Genomic DNA, 16,319 nt, shown 5'->3' with positions numbered 1-16,319 from the left:
CGCCGCCGGTTTGCTCAGTCGTGCTAAGTTTTGCTCATGCGAGCAAAGTCCGTGACCGAGCAGGCCCGGCGGGCGCAGATCGTGGCGGCGGCGATCGCCACGATCGCGGAGCTGGACTACGCGGAGACGTCGTTCAAGGCCATCGCGGCGCGTGCCGGGCTGAGCAGCACGGGGCTGATCTCGTACCACTTCAAGAACAAGCAGGAGCTCGTCGACGTGGTGTTCGCGGACATCTTGGAGCGCTTCCAAGAGTTCGTGCACGCGCGGATGGGCCAGGGCGGCGCTCGCGAGGAGCTGCGGGCGTTCCTGGTCGCCAACATCGCTTTTCTGCGCGAGCACCGCGCGGACATGGTGGCGTTCCTGCGGATCAGGGCCCACGCGGCGGTGACGGACGGGGGCATCGCCGACTCCGATCACGCTGGGCTCGCCGACCTCCTCAGACAGGGGCAGCAGGCCGGCGAGTTCCGCGTGTTCGACCCGGACGTGATGGCCGTGTTCATCCTCGCGATGCGCAACGGCGTCGTGTTGCGGTCCGGGTCACTCGATCTCGACGTCTGCGAACGGGAGTTGGTCGCGGCCGTCGACCTAGCCACAGGGGGTTGATCATCGTGCGTCGGGGCACGTTGTTGGTCGCCGCATTGCTGCTGGTCAGCGCATGCGGGAAGGGGGAAGCCATGCCGTCGGACGTTGTCACGACCGACACCGGGCAGGTCAAGGGGGAACAGCGCGACGGGCACCTGCGGTTCCAGGGCGTCCCGTACGCCGGCGCGGAGCGGTGGAAGCCACCGGTGCGCGCCGCGGCGTGGAGCGGGGTGCGGGAGGCTTTCGAGCCCGGCAGCCCGTGCCCGCAGGTGGGGTCCGGTTACTCGGAGACGAAGAGCACGAACGAGGACTGCCTGTTCGCCAACGTCACGACACCGTCGGTCACCGGTCGCAAGCCGGTGCTGGTGTGGGTGCACGGCGACGGCGCGATCGGGGCCGGGCACTACTTCGACGCGGAACGCCTTGCGCGGCAAGGGGATGTCGTCGTGGTGACGTTCAACTACCGGATGGGGGTGTTCGGCGGGTTCGGGTTGCCGGGACTCGAGCACTCCGGTGAGTTCGGGCTGCTGGACCAGCGCGCGGCGTTGGAGTGGGTCCAACGCAACATCTCCGCTTTCGGCGGAGATCCGGGCAACGTGACGTTGTTCGGGGTGTCGTTCGGCGCGACCGCTGTCGGCGCGCACCTGATCGGGCAACGGCCGCTGTTCCACAAGGCGATCATGCACAGCTCGTTCACGCTGGTCGACGTGCCTCGCGGTGCCTGGTACCCGGACCTGGAGGCGTTGCCGTCGCTCGCGTGGCGGCCGGTGCCGGAGATCCAGGAGATCGGCTCGATGATCAGCACCGAACTGGGCTGCGCGGACGTCGAGTGCCTGCGAAAGCTGCCCGCGGAGAAGCTGCTCGGCTACCCGCAGATCATGAACATCTTCCAGCCCGTCGGCTACGGCGGCTCGGTGCTGCCACGCCTGCCGGGCGACTCGCTGGAGGCGGGCGAGTTCGCGAACGTGCCCATGCTCGTGGGTGCGACCCGCGACGAGCACAACAGCTTCGTCGGGCTGTTCCGGCCGGAGCCGATGTCCACTGAGGACTACTCACGGCTCGTGCGGGAGGCATTTCCCGACCGCGCGGCCGAGATCGAGCGCGAGTACCCGGCCGGCGCGTTCGCGTCGCCGAAGCAGGCGTGGGCGACGGTGCTGACGGATCGCGTGTGGGCACGTGCGACGTTCCGGCAGAACACGCTGTACGCGAAGAAGGCGCCCGTCTACGCGTTCGAGTTCGCTGACCGCAACGCGGCCACGAACCCGGAGTTCCCCAAGGAACTGCACGGCGCGAACCACTCGTCGGACATCGACTACCTGTTCCCTGACGAGGACTTCACGAAGGACCGCGGCCTGTCCGACCACATGATCAAGACGTGGACGGACTTCGCCCGCACCGGGACGCCGGGGTGGCCGCGGTTCTCGGAGGGGCAGTACGTGCAGTCACTGGCTCCGGGCGCGATCGGGCGCGTCGACTACGCGGCCGAGCACAGGCTGGCGTTCTGGCGCTAGGCGAGCGGTCTGTTTCATGCGGCTTCTCCCCCGTCCGCACGAGCCGGGAGCCGAGGTGGCTACCCTGGATCACGTGCCCGGCACCCGCAGCTCGCGAACCCGCGCGTATCTCGCGCGGGTTTTCGCCGTGCTCGCGCTGGTCGCCGGGATCGCGATGATGCAGGGCACGCCGTGCGAGACGGAGTTCGCCTGGACCGCGCAGTGCCCGACGTCGAGCACCCACGCGGTCGCCCACTCCGACCTGACCGACGACGGCGGGCTGGTCGAGGGCCTCCTCGTCGCCGGCGCCTGCCTGGTGGTGGCGCTCGCCGTGCTGATCGGGTTCGCCGTGTTGCGGCGGTCCGGCTCGTTCCAGGTGCTCTCGGTGCGCCTGCCTTCCGTCCTGTCTCCCCCTTCACGCCGGCTGGAAGTGCGGCTGACGCAGCTCTGCGTACTGCGCGCGTAGACCGAACCCGTTCTGCGGGTCCGTCTTCCTTCGCCACACGTGGAGTTCTGCCATGTCCAAGAACGCTCGTCTGTCCCTGATCATCGTCGCCGTCGTGGCGGTCGTGGTCGCCGGCTTCTTCCTGTTCAGCCGCAACGACACCACCGCGGCACCCCAGTCCGCCGACGGCAGGGTGACCGTCGTCGAGTACCTCGACCTCTCGTGCCCTGCCTGCGCCGCCACCTATCCCGGTGTGGAGAAGCTGCGGGCCGAGTACGGCGAGCGCGTGACGTTCGACGTGCGGCACTTCCCGATCCCCAGCCACCGCCACTCCGAACTGGCCGCCGTCGCGGTCGAGGCCGCGGGCGCGCAGGGCAAGCGGGACGACATGTTCCGGCTGATGTTCGACGCGCAGCAGGAGTGGGCCGGCCAGCAGACGTCGCAGCGCGCGGCGTTCACCGGCTTCGCCCAGCAACTCGGCCTCGACCAGGCCGCGTTCGACAAGGCCCTGGACGACCCGGCGCTGCGCGACCGCGTGCTCGCCCAGCGCGCCGAGGGCAGCAAGGCCGGCGTCACCGGCACGCCGACGTTCTTCATCAACGGCACCAAGTTCAAGGGCACGCCCTCCTACGACGGCCTGAAGGCCGCGATCGACAAGGCGCTTTCGTGAACCGGATCGTCGCCTGGGTCCTCGCGGTCGGCGGGTTCGTCGGCCTGGCCGCGTCGTTCGTGCTAACGCTCGAGAAGATCGCGCTGCTCAAGGACCCGTTCTACGTGCCGACGTGCAGCATCAACCCGGTGCTGAGCTGCGGCTCGATCATGAAGACCGCCCAGGCCGAGCTGTTCGGGTTCCCCAACCCGTTGCTCGGCATCGCGGGCTTCGCGGTGGTGACGACCCTGGGCGTGCTGCTGCTGGCCGGGGTGTCGCTGCCGTCGTGGGTGTGGATCGGGCTGCAGGTCGGTGTCACGTTCGGCGTGCTGTTCGTGCACTGGCTGATCGTCCAGTCGCTGTACGAGATCGGCGCGCTGTGCCCGTACTGCATGGTCGTGTGGGCCGCGATGATCCCGATCTTCTGGTACACGACGCTGCGCAACATCAGGCCTGGGTTCCAGTTCCACAGCGTGGTGCTGATCCTGTGGTACCTGGTGATCGTGGCCGGTGTGCTGCAGGCGTTCTGGTTCTACTGGTCGTCGCTCGTCTAGCACCGGCGGTCCCAGCCGGCGTTCGCGGAGAACGTCAGGCTGGGACCGCACTAGCCGTCCTTGGCGGCACCGAGCAGCGCGCGCAGCCCGTCGATCCCCGTGAAGTGGTGCCCGCGCATCCCGGCCAGCTCCGCGGCCCGCACGTTCTCCAGCCGGTCGTCCACGAACAGGATGTCGTCGTCGCCCAGCGCGTGGCGGCACCATTCGAAGGCCGCGCGGTCCGGCTTGGCGTGGCCGATCCGGCAGGAGAACGCGCGCAGCTCGAACAGGTCGAGCCACGCGTAGGTGCGCTCGAAGTTCCGGGCGTGGTCCTCGGGGATGTTGGACAGCAACGCGATGCGCCGGCCCGCGTTGTGCAGTTCGTGCAGCAGCGCGACCATCTCGTAGTCGACTCGGTTCCAGCTGGCCACGTCCTTCTCGACCAGCGGCGGGTGGCCCACGAGGGCCCAGTACTCGCTCGCCGTCACGTCGCCGCGGTCGTAGGCGGGGCGGTGGGCCCAGTAGGCGTCCCAGAACTCCGGCGCGGTGCTCATCGTGGCCATGACCTCGGGTGACTGGTCGCGGGCGATCACGCCGAACATGTCGAACAGCACGATCATGCCGTCACCACGGCGACGCCGGCGGCGGTGAGGCCCTCGGCGCTCTCCGCGTCGGTGACCACTGCGTCCAAAGAGGACACGGGTGCCACATGGGCCAGGGCGGTTCGGGTGAGTTTCGAGGCGTCCACGGCGGCGATGACGCGGCGGGCCGAGGTGATGGCGGCTCGTTTCACCGCGGCGTCCTCCAGGTCGAAGGCGGTCAGGCCGTGTTCGGCGGAGAGGCCGCAGCAGCCGATGACCGCGGTGTCGAAGCGCAACGACTGCAGCGAGGCCAGGGTCAGCGGGCCGGTGAGTGCCAGCTCGCCGAGGCGTGGGCGGCCGCCGGGGACGAGCAACGTCAGGGTCGAAGAAGAAGACAGGGCGTTCACGGCGTGCAGGGACAACGGCATGACGGTCAGGCGTCGGTCATGCAGCAGGCGGGCCACTTCGAGGCACGTGGTGCCGCTGTCCAGGACGACCGACTCGCCGTCCGCGATCAGGGCGGCCACGGCGGCGGCGATGCGGCGCTTGGCGGTCGTGTTCTCGTCCGAGCGCAGCGCGAACGGGGGTTCGGAACCGCGCAGGAGCAGGCTCCTCGCGCCGCCGCGGTAGCGTTCGAGGACGCCCTGAGCTGCGAGGACCTCCAGGTCGCGGCGGATGGTCATCTCGGAGGCGCCGGTCAGTGACGCCAGGTCCGCCACACCGAGCGAACCGGCGTCGCGGACCGCCTCGGTGATCTGCTTCAGTCGGGACACGATCGTGATTGAACAACAGTGATGTTCGAAACTCAAGCTTTCGAACACGCGAATCGTTCGTTAGCGTGAGGCAAGTGAACGCTCTCAAGGCCGCGCGGGTCGCCACCTTCACGTACTTCGCCCTCAACGGGTTCCTGCTCGGGCTGTGGCTCGTGCACATCCCGACGGTCGAGGACCGCACGGGCATCAACCACGCCGAGCTCGGCCGGTTGCTGCTCCTGCTCGGGCTGGGCGCGTTCGTCGGCATGCGGCTCGGCGGCAAGTTCACCGACCGCGTGGGAGTGAAGCTGGTCGTGCCGCTCGCCGGTGTCGTGTGCAGCGTGACGACGTTCTTGCCCGGTGCGGCGGTCAACCAGTGGACGCTCGGTGCGGCGCTGCTCATCTTCGGCATCGGCAACGGGCTGATCGACGTCAGCATGAACGCGCACGCCGTGGTGGTGGAGCGGCACTACCAGCGTCCGGTGATGTCGGCGTTCCACGCGACGTGGTCGCTCGGCGGTGTGGCCGCCGCGCTGACCGGTGCGCGCACGCTGAGCTGGGAGCTCTCCCCCGCCACGACGCTCGGCGCCGCGGCCGTGCTCGGCGTCGTCGTCAGCCTCGTGACCGCCCGGTTCCTGCTCGACGAGAAGGAGTCGCAGCACGCCACCGAGCAGACCGGCAAGCGCAAGGCCCCTCGCCGGATCTGGGTCATGGCGGTGCTCGCCCTGCTGGTGATGCTGAGCGAGGGTGCCGCGAACGACTGGAGCGTGCTGCACCTGCGCGACGTCCTCGACGCGTCCCCGCAGATCGCGGCGCTCGCCTACGGCGCGTTCGCCACGACGATGACCATCGGGCGGCTGCTCGCGGACCGGGTCTCCGCGAAGACCGGGCCGATGGCGGTGCTGCGCTGGGGTTCGGTGATCGGTGCCGCCGGCATCGCGACGGCCGCGCTCTCGCCGTGGATCTGGCTGGCGCTGGTGGGCTGGGCGATCGCCGGGATCGGCCTGTCGGGCACGGTTCCGCAGTTGTTCAGCGCGGCCGGGCACGCCGAACCGGGTGCCGCCGCCGCCAACGTCTCGCGCGTCGCGGGTCTGGGCTACCTCGGTGTGCTGGCCGGACCGGCGGTGATCGGCTGGCTGACCCACGTCGTGCCGCTCAACATCGCGTTCCTGCTCCCGGTGGCGCTGTGCCTGGTCGCGGCGCTGTCCGCGGGCGTGTTGCGCACCGATACCGCCGAGGAGAAGGTCTCGGCGTAAGAATTGCGAGCATGGATCTCGTCACTCTGGATCTCACCACCGCACACCTCGCCGACGCGTGCATCCGGGCGGACATCCCGGTCCGCACCGTCTCCCTGACACCGGTCATCCCTGGCGCGAAGACCAGCGGCCGCGTGCTGCCCGCCCGGCACGCGGGCAGTGTGGACGTCTTCCTGGAGGCCATCGAACGCAGTGAGCCCGGCGACGTGCTGGTCGTCGACAACGACGGCCGCACGGACGAGGCCTGCGTGGGCGACCTGATCGTGCTCGAAGCGCGGAAGGCGGGGCTCGCCGGCGTCGTCATCTGGGGCCTGCACCGCGACACCCAGGACATCAGGACGATCGGGCTGCCGGTGTTCAGCCTCGGCGCGAACCCGACGGGGCCGCTGAGCCTGCGTGACCGTGCGCCCGAGGCTCTCTCGACGGCCGAGATCGGCCAGTGGACCGTGACGTCCGACGACATCGTGTGCGGTGACGACGACGGCGTGCTGTTCGTGCCGGCGTCCGATGCCGGTGCGCTCATCGAGAAGGCGCGCGGCATCCGGGACGTCGAACGAGCGCAGGCGGAGCGCTTGCGGCAGGGTGAGTCCCTGCGCGGCCAGCTGCGGTTCAGTGAGTACCTGGAGAGCGGGCTGACGTTCCGCGAACACCTGCGCAAGATCGGCGGCGCCGTCGAGGAGTGAGGCCATGACATCGATTTCGGCGAGATACCGGGCTCGTGCGGAGGCGTTCGAGGCGAAGGTCGCCCACGTGAAATCCGACGCGTGGGACAACCCCTCACCGTGCGCGCAGTGGACGGCACTTGAGGTCGTGGACCACGTCATCGACATGCACGGCGTCATGCTCGGCCATCCGATCCCACGCACCGAGGACCCGCTCACGGACTTCCGCGAGGCCCGGCGCCAGGTCCAGGAAGCTTTGGACTCCGACCGCGCCCACAGCGAGGTCTCCACGCCTGCCGGCCCGATGACGCTGGAGGACCACGTCGACCAGGTCGTCAGCGACGACCTGGTGCTGCACGGCTGGGACCTCGCCCGCGCCACCGGCCAGGACGAGACGATCCCGGCGGCCGACGTGGAACGCCTCTGGGCAACGGCGACGTCGGTGCCCGCCGAGCTGATGGAACGCTTCCGCACACCCGGCGCGTTCGGTCCCGGCATCGAGGTCTACGGCGCCGAGATCCCGGTGCCCGGCGACGCTCCGTTGCAGGACCGGCTGCTCGGGTATGTGGGCCGGGACCCCATGTCGAAAAGTTCCTGAGCGCTTCGACGGGTGCGTGAAGGACAGCCGCTGAGAGGAATGACATGGACTGGACCCTGGAAGTCATCGTCGTACCGGTGTCGGACCTCGACCGCTCGAAGCGCTTCTACGAGGAGCAGCTCGGTTTCAAGGTCGACCACGACACGACGTTCAGCGAGGACGCGCGCGTCCTGCAGCTCACCCCGCCCGGCTCCGGCTGCTCGATCGTCATGGGCAAGGGCATCGTCAAGGGCGAGCCGGGGACGTTGAAGGGTGTACAACTCGTCGTGTCGGACCTGGAGAAGGCCCGCGCGCAGCTCGTGGAGCGCGGCGTCGAGGTCGGCGAGATCGTGCGCATGAACGAGGCGGACGGAGGGTCGTTCATCTTCTTCGACGACCCGGACGGCAACAGCTGGGCCGTGCAGGAGATCAAGGCCCGCGCTACCGGTGGGGAGTGGAAGTGAAGTACATGCTGGTCAGTTACGGCGGCAGCCAGGAGGACTGGGAGGGTCTCGCCGCCTGGTCCGACGAGGACATGCACCGCATGATCGCCTACATGCGCGACCTGGACGCCGAGCTGCGCGCGTCGGGTGAGCTGCTGCAGTCCGAGGGCCTGAGCGGTCCGGCGCGGGCGTTCGTGGTGCGGGGCAGCGACGCCGGGCCGGTCGTGGTCGACGGTCCGTTCGCGGAGTCCAAGGAGGTCATCGCCGGGTACTGGGTGGTCGACGTCGCCAGTGAGGAACGGCTGCTGGAGATCGCCCGCAAGGCCTCGGCGTGCCCTGGGCCGGGCGGGAAGCCGCTGAACCAGCCGATCGAGGTGCACCCGATCATGGGCGCGCCCGACGTGGACCAGGAAACGCTGGCGCCGTACCAGAAGTAGCGGTGAGGGGCCGGCGCGAACCGGCCCCTCACGCGGTCACCTCAGGTCGTACGCGCGGATGATCGTCTGCTGGACGTCACCGCCCGCGTCCGCCGCCCGAGCCTTGAACGACACGTTCTTGGCCCCGTGCGGGTGGATCAGTGTGACCTGCCAGCCCGCCCGCGTCTTGCGCAGCGGTACCGGCTTCCACGTCTTGCCCTCGTCGTAGGACACCTGCACCGCCGGGTCCTTGATGTCGGTGACGGTGCCCGTTCCGTTGCGCTCCACCGTGATCGGCACGGTGACGACGCGTCCGGCGCGGTTGTTCTCGTCCAGCGCGGGTGCGAACCGGACGGCCAGCAACGGCACCGGCTTGTACTCCTCGCCGGGGACGTTCTCCGAGTAGAACGACCAGTCGGCGCTGACCTGCGACGAGAACGAGTCGCGGGTCGCCTCGGTGTGGACGGTGTAGCGCTTCTTCTCCGCCGGCAGGTTCGGGAGGTAGGCATATCCGGGCGAGGGCTGCTCGGAGATGACCTTGCCGTCCAGCGTGACGGTGGTGCGGCCGGTGCTCGGGGAGGAGTACCCGTACATGCCCTGCGCGCTGTGCACGGGCAGGTCGAGGCGCAGCAGGTTGCCCGCGCGTCCGGCGAAGCGCACGGCTCCTGGGGAATGCGGCACGCCGGGGCCGTAGACGGCGCTGTTCCAGTGCTCGGTGGTGGTGCGGCCGAGCGTGAACACGCGCGGCGTGGCCGAGCCCTGGTAGCCGAGGCTGGGCCACTCGCCGAGCTTCGTGAACTCCGTCAGTGAACCGAACCACTCGACGCCCGGCGTGTAGAACTCCTTGAGCCGCAACGGCAGCGGGCCGGAGGCGCCGTTCTCGCGCTGGCCGATCGAGCCCGGCACGCGGGCGTGCGTGACGGAGTTGACGCGGGCCAGTTCGCGGTCCTTCACGGAACGCTGGAGGTTCGCCGGCACGCGGGTCTTCTCGCTGATCCGCACGTGGTACTGGTATGGGCTGCCGTCGAACTTGCCGCCTGCGTCCGGCTTGGCGAGCACGGACTCGGCGTAGAAGTCGAACTTCGGCCACGACGTCTTCGACGGGCGGACGCGGACCGAGTCGAAGTTGTTGAGGTGCCAGGTTCCGCCGGTCGCACCCCAGTTGGCCTGCATCAGGAAGCCGAGGCCCGCGGTCGCCGGCTTGGCCTCCTTCGGCTCGACCGCGATCACGGGCTGGATGCCCTGCCGTGCGTCGAACACGATCTCGGTGTTGCCGGTGACGTCCAGCGCCGGTTCCGTCAGCGTGGTGATCAGGCCGCCCTTGGTCGGGTCGGGGTCACGGGTGCTGATGGTGCCGTCGAGGAAGAACCTGCCCTTGGGCAGGCGCTGCACGAGCGTGCCGGACGGGTCGTGGCGGAAGTGCGCCTGCGCCTGGTCGACGTTGACGAACCGGTAGTTGTAGTACTGCGTCGCCGCGCCGTTGTGGTCGAGGAACGTGAGCTTCACGTCGTAGCTCTCGACCTCCTTCACGACGCCGATGGGCACCCGCACGCCGTCGGAGGACAGGACCACCGCGCCGTAGACGCCGTCCGCGATGGCGGCCTTGGTGTCGGCGGTGACCGTGGCGTCGGCCGTGCCACCGGCCGGGATGGTGAGCTTCGCCGGCGAGACGCTGAACAGGCCGGCTCCGGCGGGCTTGACCTCGGCGACGCTGAGGTCGATCGTCACGTCGGACGTGCCGTTGTTGCGGTAGGTCAGCTTCTGCGTGATGGGCTTGTCGTCGTCGTGCGGCCACTGCGCGGTGCCCAGCGAGACGCTGCCGTGGTTCGTGGAGACCTCGGCGGACGCGGCACGGCCGACGTCGAGACGTCCGGCGCCCTGGTCGTAGATGGTCAGCGACGGGTTGGGCTTGGCGCTGTTCATCAGCGCGGCCTTGATGTCCTCGGCCTTCCACGCCGGGTTCTTGGCCGCGAGGATCGCCGCGGCTCCCGCCACGTGCGGGGTGGCCATCGACGTGCCGGACAACGCGACGTGCCCGTCGCCGACCGGCGTGCCGATCTGGCCGTTCTTGGCCTTCGCGGCCACGATGTCGACGCCCGGCGCGGTGATGTCGGGCTTGACGGCGTTGTTCACCCAGCGCGGGCCGCGCGAGGAGAACTCGGCGAGGGTGTCGTCACGGTTCACGGCGCCGACGGTGAGGGCCGCGTCGGCGGATCCAGGTGAGCCGATGGTGCCACCGGAGTTGCCCGCGGCGACGACGAACAGCGCGCCGGTCTGTTCGGTGATGCGGTTGAGCGCGAGCGACATCGGGTCGGTGCCCTCGTCGGGCCACGAGCTGCCGAGGCTCATGTTGACGACCTTGGCCAAGGCCCCGGCCCACTCCATGCCGGCGATGATGTCGCTTTCCCGGCCGCCGCCGTGGTCGCCGAGCACCTTGCCGTTGATGAGCTTCGCGTCGGGCGCGATGCCCTTGTACTTGCCGTCGCCGGTGACGGTGGACGCGACGTGCGTGCCGTGGCCGACCCGGTCGTCGGTGGTGTCGCTGTCGGAGAAGTTCTTCGACTCCACGACGGCGCCCGCGAGGTCCGGGTGGGTCTCGTCGACGCCGGTGTCGAGGATGGCGACGGTGACGTCCTTGCCGGTGAAGCCCTTCTCCCACGCCTGGGGCGCGCCGACCTGCGCGGCGCTGCGGTCCAGTGACGCGGTGACCTTGCCGTCGAGCCAGATCCTGCCGGTGCCCGCCGCCCGGGCACCGGCCCAGAACGAGCCGTCCTTGCCGACCGTGATCGCGTGCGCGCCGATGCTCGGCAACGACTCGGCGTTCGCCGCGCTGATCCCCTGCCCCTGCACGATCAGCGGAATCGTCTTGCTCGCCGCGTCGTCGTAGCCGGATCTGGCGAGCAGCGAGACGTCGAACAGCCGCTCGTCCAGCTCGCCGGAGTTGAGCCTCGCCTGGGCGTCGAGCGGGACGACGTGCAGGTCGCCGCGCGGGTCCGTGAACGAGCGGAACCCGACGTTCTCCCTGCCCTTGGCGCCCCTGGCCTGGACCTTGCCGTTGTGGACGATGACCTCGTCACCGGTGACGAGCGTGACCTTCGTGGTCAGCCCGCCGGCACGCACCTGCTGTTCCTGCGGTGCCGCTGAAACAGGAACGGCTGCCGTGGCGGCAACCACGACAGCCGTCAGCCCTGCGGCGATGTGTGATCGTTTCAACGCGAACTCCCCTAGTTCACTGAAAGAGGAATAGCCCTCAGTGACTAAGACACTTCGTACGGTGGCCGAGTTGCGCCTGGATCACATCACTTGTTCACAGAGTTGTCTGGATCGCCCGTTCGACGGCCGCCCCGACATGCAGGCGGGTCGTCGGGAACACCGGAAGCGGCACGTCAGCCTGGGTGATCAGCAGTTCGATCTCGGTGCAGCCGAGGATGACGCCCTGCGCCCCGACGAAGCGTGCGATCACGTCTTGATAGGCGCGGCGGGACTCCTCGCGCACGACGCCGACGCACAGCTCGTCGTAGATGATCCGGTGCACGGTCGCGCGGTCCTCGGAGGACGGCAGCAGCACTTCCAGGCCGTGCGACTCCAGGCGTTCGCGGTAGAACGGCTGGTCCATGGTGAAGCCGGTGCCGAGCAGACCGACCGTCGTCAGCCCGGCCCGCTTGATCGCCAGGGCCGTCGTGTCGCCGAGGTGGATCACCGGGATGTCGACGGCGGCCTGCACCTGGTCGAACACCTTGTGCATGGTGTTGGTGCAGATCAGCAGGAAGTCGGCGCCGCCGGCCTGGACGTGTGCGGCGGCTTCGGCGAGCGCCTTGCCCGCGTCCTCCCACCGGCCCTCGACCTGCATGCGTTCGATCTCGGCGAAGTCGACGGAGTGCAGCACGACCTTCGCCGAGTGCAGCCCGCCGAGCCGTTCCCGTACGAGCACGTTCGCGAGCCGGTAGTACTCCGCGCTGCTCTCCCAGCTCATCCCGCCCAGCATCCCGATCGTCAGCATGGCGCCAGTCAAGCACTCCAGCGCGGGTCGCGGCCGGTGGTGGCCAGCAGCTGCTCGAACGGCGACGCGTCGGCCGGTGCCTCGGCGGATTCCTTGAAGACCTTCCACTCGACGGCCATCGGTCCCATCTGGGCCACGAGGCCGGCGACCTCGGCGAACACCTCGGGGTCGGGCTCGAAGCGCTGGCCGGTGGCCTGGGCGAGGTCGGAGGCGTGGACGGTGAGGTCGAGCAGCGCCATTCCGCCGACCGTCTGCGCGGGCATCTGCATGCTGCCGGAGATGCCCTCGGTCGCTCCGGGCTGAGCCCAGGCGTCGACGAGCTTCGCGGACTCGGCCGGGTACTGGCTGCGCCAGTCGGGGTAGGACGGGGTGTGGCTGAAGTCGGCGTCCTGCTTCGCGGCGAGCTTCTGGAACTCCACGATGACGTGCAGCAGGTGGTCGAGCAGGGCGCGGACGTCGTAGTCGGCACACGGGGTGGGCTTGGCCAGGTCGTCGTCGGTGATGTTGGCGATGACGGGCAGTGCGTGGTCGCGGGCTCGGTCGAGCAGAACACTGAGCTTCATGATTCGAGCCTATTTCCGGGCGACTCGTCCTTCTTGAAGAAACGCGCCAACTTAGGGCCGCGACCGGCAACCTTCGCCGCGTCTTCGACGCTCAGCAGGGCGCCTCGCGGCACCGGCCCCACGCCCACAGCCGACCAGGATGAGGACGTGGGGCCGGCACCACGATGCACCCGTCTGACCGCCGAATACGGGGCAAAGGCTGCCGGTCGCGGCCCTAGGATTCGCACTGTGCAGGGGCCACGTCGTGACACTCGGGGAATCGTGGACGCGCGCGAGCTGTTCGCCCGCGTCCGGTTCCGCCGTCGCATGCCTTGCTTGGAGTTGCGGCCGTACCTCGAGCACTACTGGCTGATCGACGGACAGCTCGATGCGCCGTACACCACGCACGTCGTGCCGCACCCGTCCGTGAACATCGTCTTCGAGCGTGGATTCGCCCAGCCGGAGATCGCGGGCGTGGGACTGGGGCTGTCCAGCCGGATGCTCGACGGGCGGATCCGGGTGGCGGGCGTGCAGTTCCGGCCCGGTGGGTTCCGGCCGTTCCGCGCCGAGCCGGTGTCGGAGTGGACCGGGCGGCATGTGTGCCTCGACGTCCCGTCGGCGCTGGTGCTGGACGTCGAGGACGAGGACGAGCGGGTGGCCGCGCTCGACGCGTTCCTGCTGGGGCTCGGTCCCGTGGCCGATGCCCAGGCGACGCTGGCGATGGAGCTGGTCCAACGGATCCGGGACGACCGGGAGATCCGGCGGGTGGCGGACTTCGCGCGGGACTGCGGTGTGGCGGTGCGGACGATGCAACGGTTGTTCGCGGATTACGTCGGGGTGAGCCCGAAGTGGGTCATCCTGCGGTACCGCATCCACGAGGCGCTGGAACGGGCCGAGGCGGACGTCGAGTGGGCGCATCTGGCCGCTGACCTCGGCTATAGCGACCAGGCCCATCTCGTTCGGGACTTCACGCAGACTGTCGGTGTCTCGCCCACGGCGTATGCGCGGGCTCTCACGTGAGGTACTCGCACAGTTCGATGAGGATGCCCTCGGGGCCGCGGACGTAGCAGGTCCTGAGGAGGTTCTCGTACGTCTCGACGTTCTTGACCAGCTCGGCGCCGTGCGGTTCGAGGCGGGCGAGGGTGTCGTCGAGGTCGTCGATGGTGAAGGCGATGTGCCGCAGGCCCAGGGCGTGGATCGGCGCGCGGGAGCTGCCGTCGATGCTCTGCGGGGCCCGGAACTCGCTGAACTCGATCCGGTACTGGCCGTCCGGGGTCTTCATCATCGCGATGTCGCTGTTCGAGCCCTCGAGTCCGATGACACCGTCGACGAACGCGCCCTCCATGTGGGCCTTGCCTTCGAGCTCCATGCCGAGCTCCTCGAAGAACTCGACGGCGGCCGCGAGGTCGGTGACGGTCATTCCGACGTGGTGCATGCTCTTGATGCTCATGCCCAGGGGACGGAGCCGCCGCCGGGTTCTCGACACCGGAAGTGGTCCAACTTCAAGAGCGATTTGTGGCTCTGTCAACTGGACCGGTTGCGCGGCAGAGTTCACCGCATGAGCCTCGCATTCCTGATCACGACGTTGATCGCGGTCGCCACTCCGGGCACCGGTGTGCTGTACACGCTGTCGGCCGGTCTCGCGCACGGGCGCAAGGCGAGCGTGATCGCCGCGTTCGGCTGCACGCTGGGGATCGTGCCGCACGTGCTGGCGACGGTGACGGGGCTGGCGGCGTTGCTGCACGCGAGCGCGCTGGCGTTCGAGATCGTGAAGTACCTGGGTGTCGCGTACCTCGTCTACCTGGCGTGGTCGACGTTGCGCGACAGGAGCGAACTGGTCGTGGACACCGCGGTGGCACCGGCGTCGGCGCGCAAGGTCGTGGTGTCGGCGGTGCTGATCAACCTGCTCAACCCGAAGCTGACGATCTTCTTCGTGGCGTTCCTGCCGCAGTTCGCGACCGGGTTCGGGCAGATGGTGACGCTGAGCGCGGTGTTCATGGCGCTGACGTTCGTGGTGTTCGCCGTGTACGGGGTGTTCGCGGCGTCGATGCGCGACCGGGTGCTGGCGCGGCCTCGGGTGATGGTGTGGCTGCGGCGGTTCTTCGCGGCCTCGTTCGCGGCGCTGGGCGTGAAGCTCGCGCTGACCTAACAGGCGGCGGCGCGTTGCAGCAGCAGGGTGCGTTCGCGTTCGTTGCGGGTGAGCGCGGCCGCCTTCTCGAACTCGGCCTTGGCCTCGGCGTTGCGCCCGAGCTTCATCAGGAAGTCGCCGCGCACGCTGGGCAGCAGGTGGTAGCCCTGCAACGCCTTCTCGCCCGCGATCTCGTCGACCAGCGCGAGGCCGGCGGCGGGCCCGAAGGCCATCGACAACGCCACGGCGCGGTTGAGTTCGACGATCGGGGACGGCGAGATGCTCGCGAGCACCTGGTAGAGGGTGGCGATGCGTTGCCAGTCGGTGTCCTCCGCCTTGCGCGCGCGGCCGTGACACGCGGCGAGGGCGGCCTGTACGTAGTAGGGGCCGGGTGGCTGGTTGAGGGCTTCGGCGCGTTCGAGGGCCTTGAGGCCACGGCCGATGAGCAGCCAGTCCCAGCGGCCCCGGTCCTGTTCGAGCAGCAGCACGGGTTCGCCGCCGGGGCCGGTGCGGGCCTTGGTGCGGGAGGCCTGGATCTCCATCAGCGCGACCAGGCCGTGGACCTCGGCCTCCTTGGGCGCGAGTTCGGCGAGTACGCGGCCGAGCCGCAGCGCTTCGGCGCAGAGTTCCGGGCGCAGCCAGTCGTCGCCCTGGGTGGCGGAGTAGCCCTCGTTGAAGATCAGGTAGATGACCTCCAGGACGCTGGCGAGCCGGGTGGCGAGTTCGGGGCCTTCTGGCACCTCGAACGGCACCCCGGCGTCGGCCAGTGCCTTCTTCGCGCGCACGATGCGCTGGGCCACGGTCGCGTCGCTGACCAGGAACGCGCGGGCGATCTCCTCGGTCTTGAGGCCGCCCAGCATCTTCAGCGTGAGCGCGACGCGTGCCTCGGTGCCCAGGACCGGGTGGCAGGCGGTGAACATGAGGCTCAGCAGGTCGTCGCCGATCTCGTCGTCGACGCCCTCGCTGGCGTCCGGCGTGGCCTCCTGGACGTCGCGGCCGATCTCCTCGACCTTGCGGTTGAAGTTCTCGCGCCGGCGGATCTGGTCGATCGAACGCCGCTTCGCCGTGGTCATCAGCCACGCGCCGGGGTTGCGTGGCACGCCTTCCGCCGGCCACTGCTCCAATGCCGCGACCAGCGCGTCCTGCGCCATCTCCTCGGCGAGCCCGACATCGCGGGTGTACCGGGCCAGGGCGGCGATGACCTTCGCCGACTCCATCCGCCAGACCGCGTCGATGGTGCGGTGCACCGAGGTAACCCCCATG

19 protein-coding genes are annotated in these 16,319 nt (G+C 69.3%); 12 read left to right on the top strand and 7 right to left on the bottom strand.

Annotation, left to right across the window (positions count from 1 at the left end; genetic code table 11):
- Positions 1 to 36: 36 nt before the first annotated feature.
- The 5 genes from IG04_RS0104380 to IG04_RS0104360 all read left to right on the top strand — a co-directional run bounded on the left by IG04_RS0104380 (position 37) and on the right by IG04_RS0104360 (position 3,720).
- Complete coding sequence (locus IG04_RS0104380) at positions 37 to 603, top strand: TetR/AcrR family transcriptional regulator (protein WP_030475212.1); 567 nt, start codon at positions 37 to 39, stop codon at positions 601 to 603.
- A gap of 71 nt (positions 604 to 674) precedes the next feature.
- Positions 675 to 2,093 (top strand): carboxylesterase/lipase family protein, encoded by a 1,419-nt coding sequence (locus IG04_RS0104375; protein ID WP_030475211.1) that lies wholly within the window; start codon positions 675 to 677, stop codon positions 2,091 to 2,093.
- 55 nt (positions 2,094 to 2,148) lie between these two features.
- Positions 2,149 to 2,538: a hypothetical protein gene (locus IG04_RS0104370; RefSeq protein ID WP_144065258.1), complete on the top strand. Its 390-nt coding sequence runs from the start codon at positions 2,149 to 2,151 to the stop codon at positions 2,536 to 2,538.
- A 52-nt stretch (positions 2,539 to 2,590) separates the two neighbouring features.
- Positions 2,591 to 3,187, top strand: a complete 597-nt coding sequence (locus IG04_RS0104365) for a DsbA family protein (RefSeq protein ID WP_030475209.1) — start codon at positions 2,591 to 2,593, stop codon at positions 3,185 to 3,187.
- Positions 3,184 to 3,720 carry a vitamin K epoxide reductase family protein gene (locus IG04_RS0104360; RefSeq protein ID WP_036013670.1) on the top strand — a complete coding sequence of 179 codons (537 nt, stop codon included), beginning with the start codon at positions 3,184 to 3,186 and terminating at the stop codon, positions 3,718 to 3,720. The genes IG04_RS0104365 and IG04_RS0104360 overlap by 4 nt, the downstream gene beginning before the upstream one ends.
- Positions 3,721 to 3,770: 50 nt before the next feature.
- On the opposite strand, the gene IG04_RS0104355 is transcribed toward IG04_RS0104360, so the two are convergent.
- Entirely contained in the window at positions 3,771 to 4,319 is a 549-nt protein-coding gene (locus IG04_RS0104355) for an HAD family hydrolase (protein ID WP_030475207.1), read from the bottom strand.
- Positions 4,316 to 5,053, bottom strand: coding sequence for a DeoR/GlpR family DNA-binding transcription regulator (locus IG04_RS0104350; protein WP_245816013.1), 738 nt, complete (start codon positions 5,051 to 5,053; stop codon positions 4,316 to 4,318). The genes IG04_RS0104355 and IG04_RS0104350 overlap by 4 nt, the downstream gene beginning before the upstream one ends.
- Before the next feature lie 74 nt (positions 5,054 to 5,127).
- On the opposite strand from IG04_RS0104350, the gene IG04_RS0104345 reads away from it, so the two are divergent.
- The 5 genes from IG04_RS0104345 to IG04_RS0104325 are packed head-to-tail and all read left to right on the top strand — an operon-like array spanning position 5,128 to position 8,407.
- Positions 5,128 to 6,288 (top strand): MFS transporter, encoded by a 1,161-nt coding sequence (locus tag IG04_RS0104345; protein WP_030475205.1) that lies wholly within the window; start codon positions 5,128 to 5,130, stop codon positions 6,286 to 6,288.
- Positions 6,289 to 6,299: 11 nt separating this feature from the next.
- The gene (locus IG04_RS0104340) at positions 6,300 to 6,971 is read left to right on the top strand and encodes an RraA family protein (protein ID WP_030475204.1); all 672 of its coding nucleotides are present in this window, start codon (positions 6,300 to 6,302) and stop codon (positions 6,969 to 6,971) included.
- Positions 6,972 to 6,975: 4 nt separating this feature from the next.
- A complete protein-coding gene (locus IG04_RS0104335) occupies positions 6,976 to 7,548 on the top strand; it encodes a TIGR03086 family metal-binding protein (RefSeq protein WP_030475203.1) in 573 nt (190 codons plus the stop codon).
- A gap of 44 nt (positions 7,549 to 7,592) precedes the next feature.
- Entirely contained in the window at positions 7,593 to 7,991 is a 399-nt protein-coding gene (locus tag IG04_RS0104330; protein WP_030475202.1) for a VOC family protein, read from the top strand.
- Between the two features lie 5 nt (positions 7,992 to 7,996).
- On the top strand, positions 7,997 to 8,407 hold the full coding sequence (locus IG04_RS0104325) for a YciI family protein (RefSeq protein ID WP_144065280.1): 411 nt from the start codon (positions 7,997 to 7,999) through the stop codon (positions 8,405 to 8,407).
- Positions 8,408 to 8,443: 36 nt separating this feature from the next.
- Here IG04_RS0104325 and IG04_RS0104320 read toward each other — a convergent pair whose 3' ends face one another.
- The 3 genes from IG04_RS0104320 to IG04_RS0104310 form a co-directional block, all read right to left on the bottom strand.
- A complete protein-coding gene (locus IG04_RS0104320; protein WP_063758208.1) occupies positions 8,444 to 11,599 on the bottom strand; it encodes a S8 family serine peptidase in 3,156 nt (1,051 codons plus the stop codon).
- Between the two features lie 94 nt (positions 11,600 to 11,693).
- Positions 11,694 to 12,386 carry an aspartate/glutamate racemase family protein gene (locus IG04_RS0104315; RefSeq protein WP_030475199.1) on the bottom strand — a complete coding sequence of 231 codons (693 nt, stop codon included), beginning with the start codon at positions 12,384 to 12,386 and terminating at the stop codon, positions 11,694 to 11,696.
- 8 nt (positions 12,387 to 12,394) lie between these two features.
- On the bottom strand, positions 12,395 to 12,949 hold the full coding sequence (locus IG04_RS0104310; protein WP_030475198.1) for a TIGR03086 family metal-binding protein: 555 nt from the start codon (positions 12,947 to 12,949) through the stop codon (positions 12,395 to 12,397).
- Positions 12,950 to 13,210: 261 nt separating this feature from the next.
- Here IG04_RS0104310 and IG04_RS0104305 point away from each other — a divergent pair, with 261 nt between their 5' ends.
- On the top strand, positions 13,211 to 13,948 hold the full coding sequence (locus IG04_RS0104305; protein ID WP_211257667.1) for a helix-turn-helix domain-containing protein: 738 nt from the start codon (positions 13,211 to 13,213) through the stop codon (positions 13,946 to 13,948).
- Here the strand turns inward: IG04_RS0104305 and IG04_RS0104300 are convergent.
- Positions 13,941 to 14,363: a VOC family protein gene (locus IG04_RS0104300; protein ID WP_245816015.1), complete on the bottom strand. Its 423-nt coding sequence runs from the start codon at positions 14,361 to 14,363 to the stop codon at positions 13,941 to 13,943. The two genes, IG04_RS0104305 and IG04_RS0104300, sit on opposite strands and share 8 nt — an antisense overlap.
- 123 nt (positions 14,364 to 14,486) lie before the next feature.
- Between IG04_RS0104300 and IG04_RS0104295 the strand changes: the two genes are divergently transcribed.
- A complete protein-coding gene (locus IG04_RS0104295) occupies positions 14,487 to 15,077 on the top strand; it encodes a LysE family translocator (protein ID WP_030475195.1) in 591 nt (196 codons plus the stop codon).
- Here the strand turns inward: IG04_RS0104295 and IG04_RS0104290 are convergent.
- The gene (locus tag IG04_RS0104290) at positions 15,074 to 16,318 is read right to left on the bottom strand and encodes an RNA polymerase sigma factor (protein WP_030475194.1); all 1,245 of its coding nucleotides are present in this window, start codon (positions 16,316 to 16,318) and stop codon (positions 15,074 to 15,076) included. The two genes, IG04_RS0104295 and IG04_RS0104290, sit on opposite strands and share 4 nt — an antisense overlap.
- Position 16,319 lies beyond the last annotated feature (1 nt).

Source organism: Lentzea albidocapillata (genome assembly GCF_000719115.1).
GTDB classification, from domain to species: Bacteria; Actinomycetota; Actinomycetes; order Mycobacteriales; family Pseudonocardiaceae; genus Lentzea; species Lentzea albidocapillata.
This window is presented reverse-complemented; position numbering and strand designations above follow the sequence as displayed.

Excerpts from the sequence above, each read along its gene's own strand:
- IG04_RS0104330 (WP_030475202.1), top strand. The coding sequence starts at position 7,593 with ATGGACTGGACCCTGGAAGTCATCGTCGTACCGGTGTCGGACCTCGAC.
- IG04_RS0104365 (WP_030475209.1), top strand. The coding sequence starts at position 2,591 with ATGTCCAAGAACGCTCGTCTGTCCCTGATCATCGTCGCCGTCGTGGCG.
- IG04_RS0104300 (WP_245816015.1), bottom strand. The coding sequence starts at position 14,363 with ATGCACCACGTCGGAATGACCGTCACCGACCTCGCGGCCGCCGTCGAG.
- IG04_RS0104310 (WP_030475198.1), bottom strand. The coding sequence starts at position 12,949 with ATGAAGCTCAGTGTTCTGCTCGACCGAGCCCGCGACCACGCACTGCCC.
- IG04_RS0104335 (WP_030475203.1), top strand. The coding sequence starts at position 6,976 with ATGACATCGATTTCGGCGAGATACCGGGCTCGTGCGGAGGCGTTCGAG.
- IG04_RS0104340 (WP_030475204.1), top strand. The coding sequence starts at position 6,300 with ATGGATCTCGTCACTCTGGATCTCACCACCGCACACCTCGCCGACGCG.
- IG04_RS0104315 (WP_030475199.1), bottom strand. The coding sequence starts at position 12,386 with ATGCTGACGATCGGGATGCTGGGCGGGATGAGCTGGGAGAGCAGCGCG.
- IG04_RS0104325 (WP_144065280.1), top strand. The coding sequence starts at position 7,997 with ATGCTGGTCAGTTACGGCGGCAGCCAGGAGGACTGGGAGGGTCTCGCC.
- IG04_RS0104355 (WP_030475207.1), bottom strand. The coding sequence starts at position 4,319 with ATGATCGTGCTGTTCGACATGTTCGGCGTGATCGCCCGCGACCAGTCA.
- IG04_RS0104290 (WP_030475194.1), bottom strand. The coding sequence starts at position 16,318 with ATGGGGGTTACCTCGGTGCACCGCACCATCGACGCGGTCTGGCGGATG.
- IG04_RS0104375 (WP_030475211.1), top strand. The coding sequence starts at position 675 with ATGCCGTCGGACGTTGTCACGACCGACACCGGGCAGGTCAAGGGGGAA.
- IG04_RS0104295 (WP_030475195.1), top strand. The coding sequence starts at position 14,487 with ATGAGCCTCGCATTCCTGATCACGACGTTGATCGCGGTCGCCACTCCG.
- IG04_RS0104380 (WP_030475212.1), top strand. The coding sequence starts at position 37 with ATGCGAGCAAAGTCCGTGACCGAGCAGGCCCGGCGGGCGCAGATCGTG.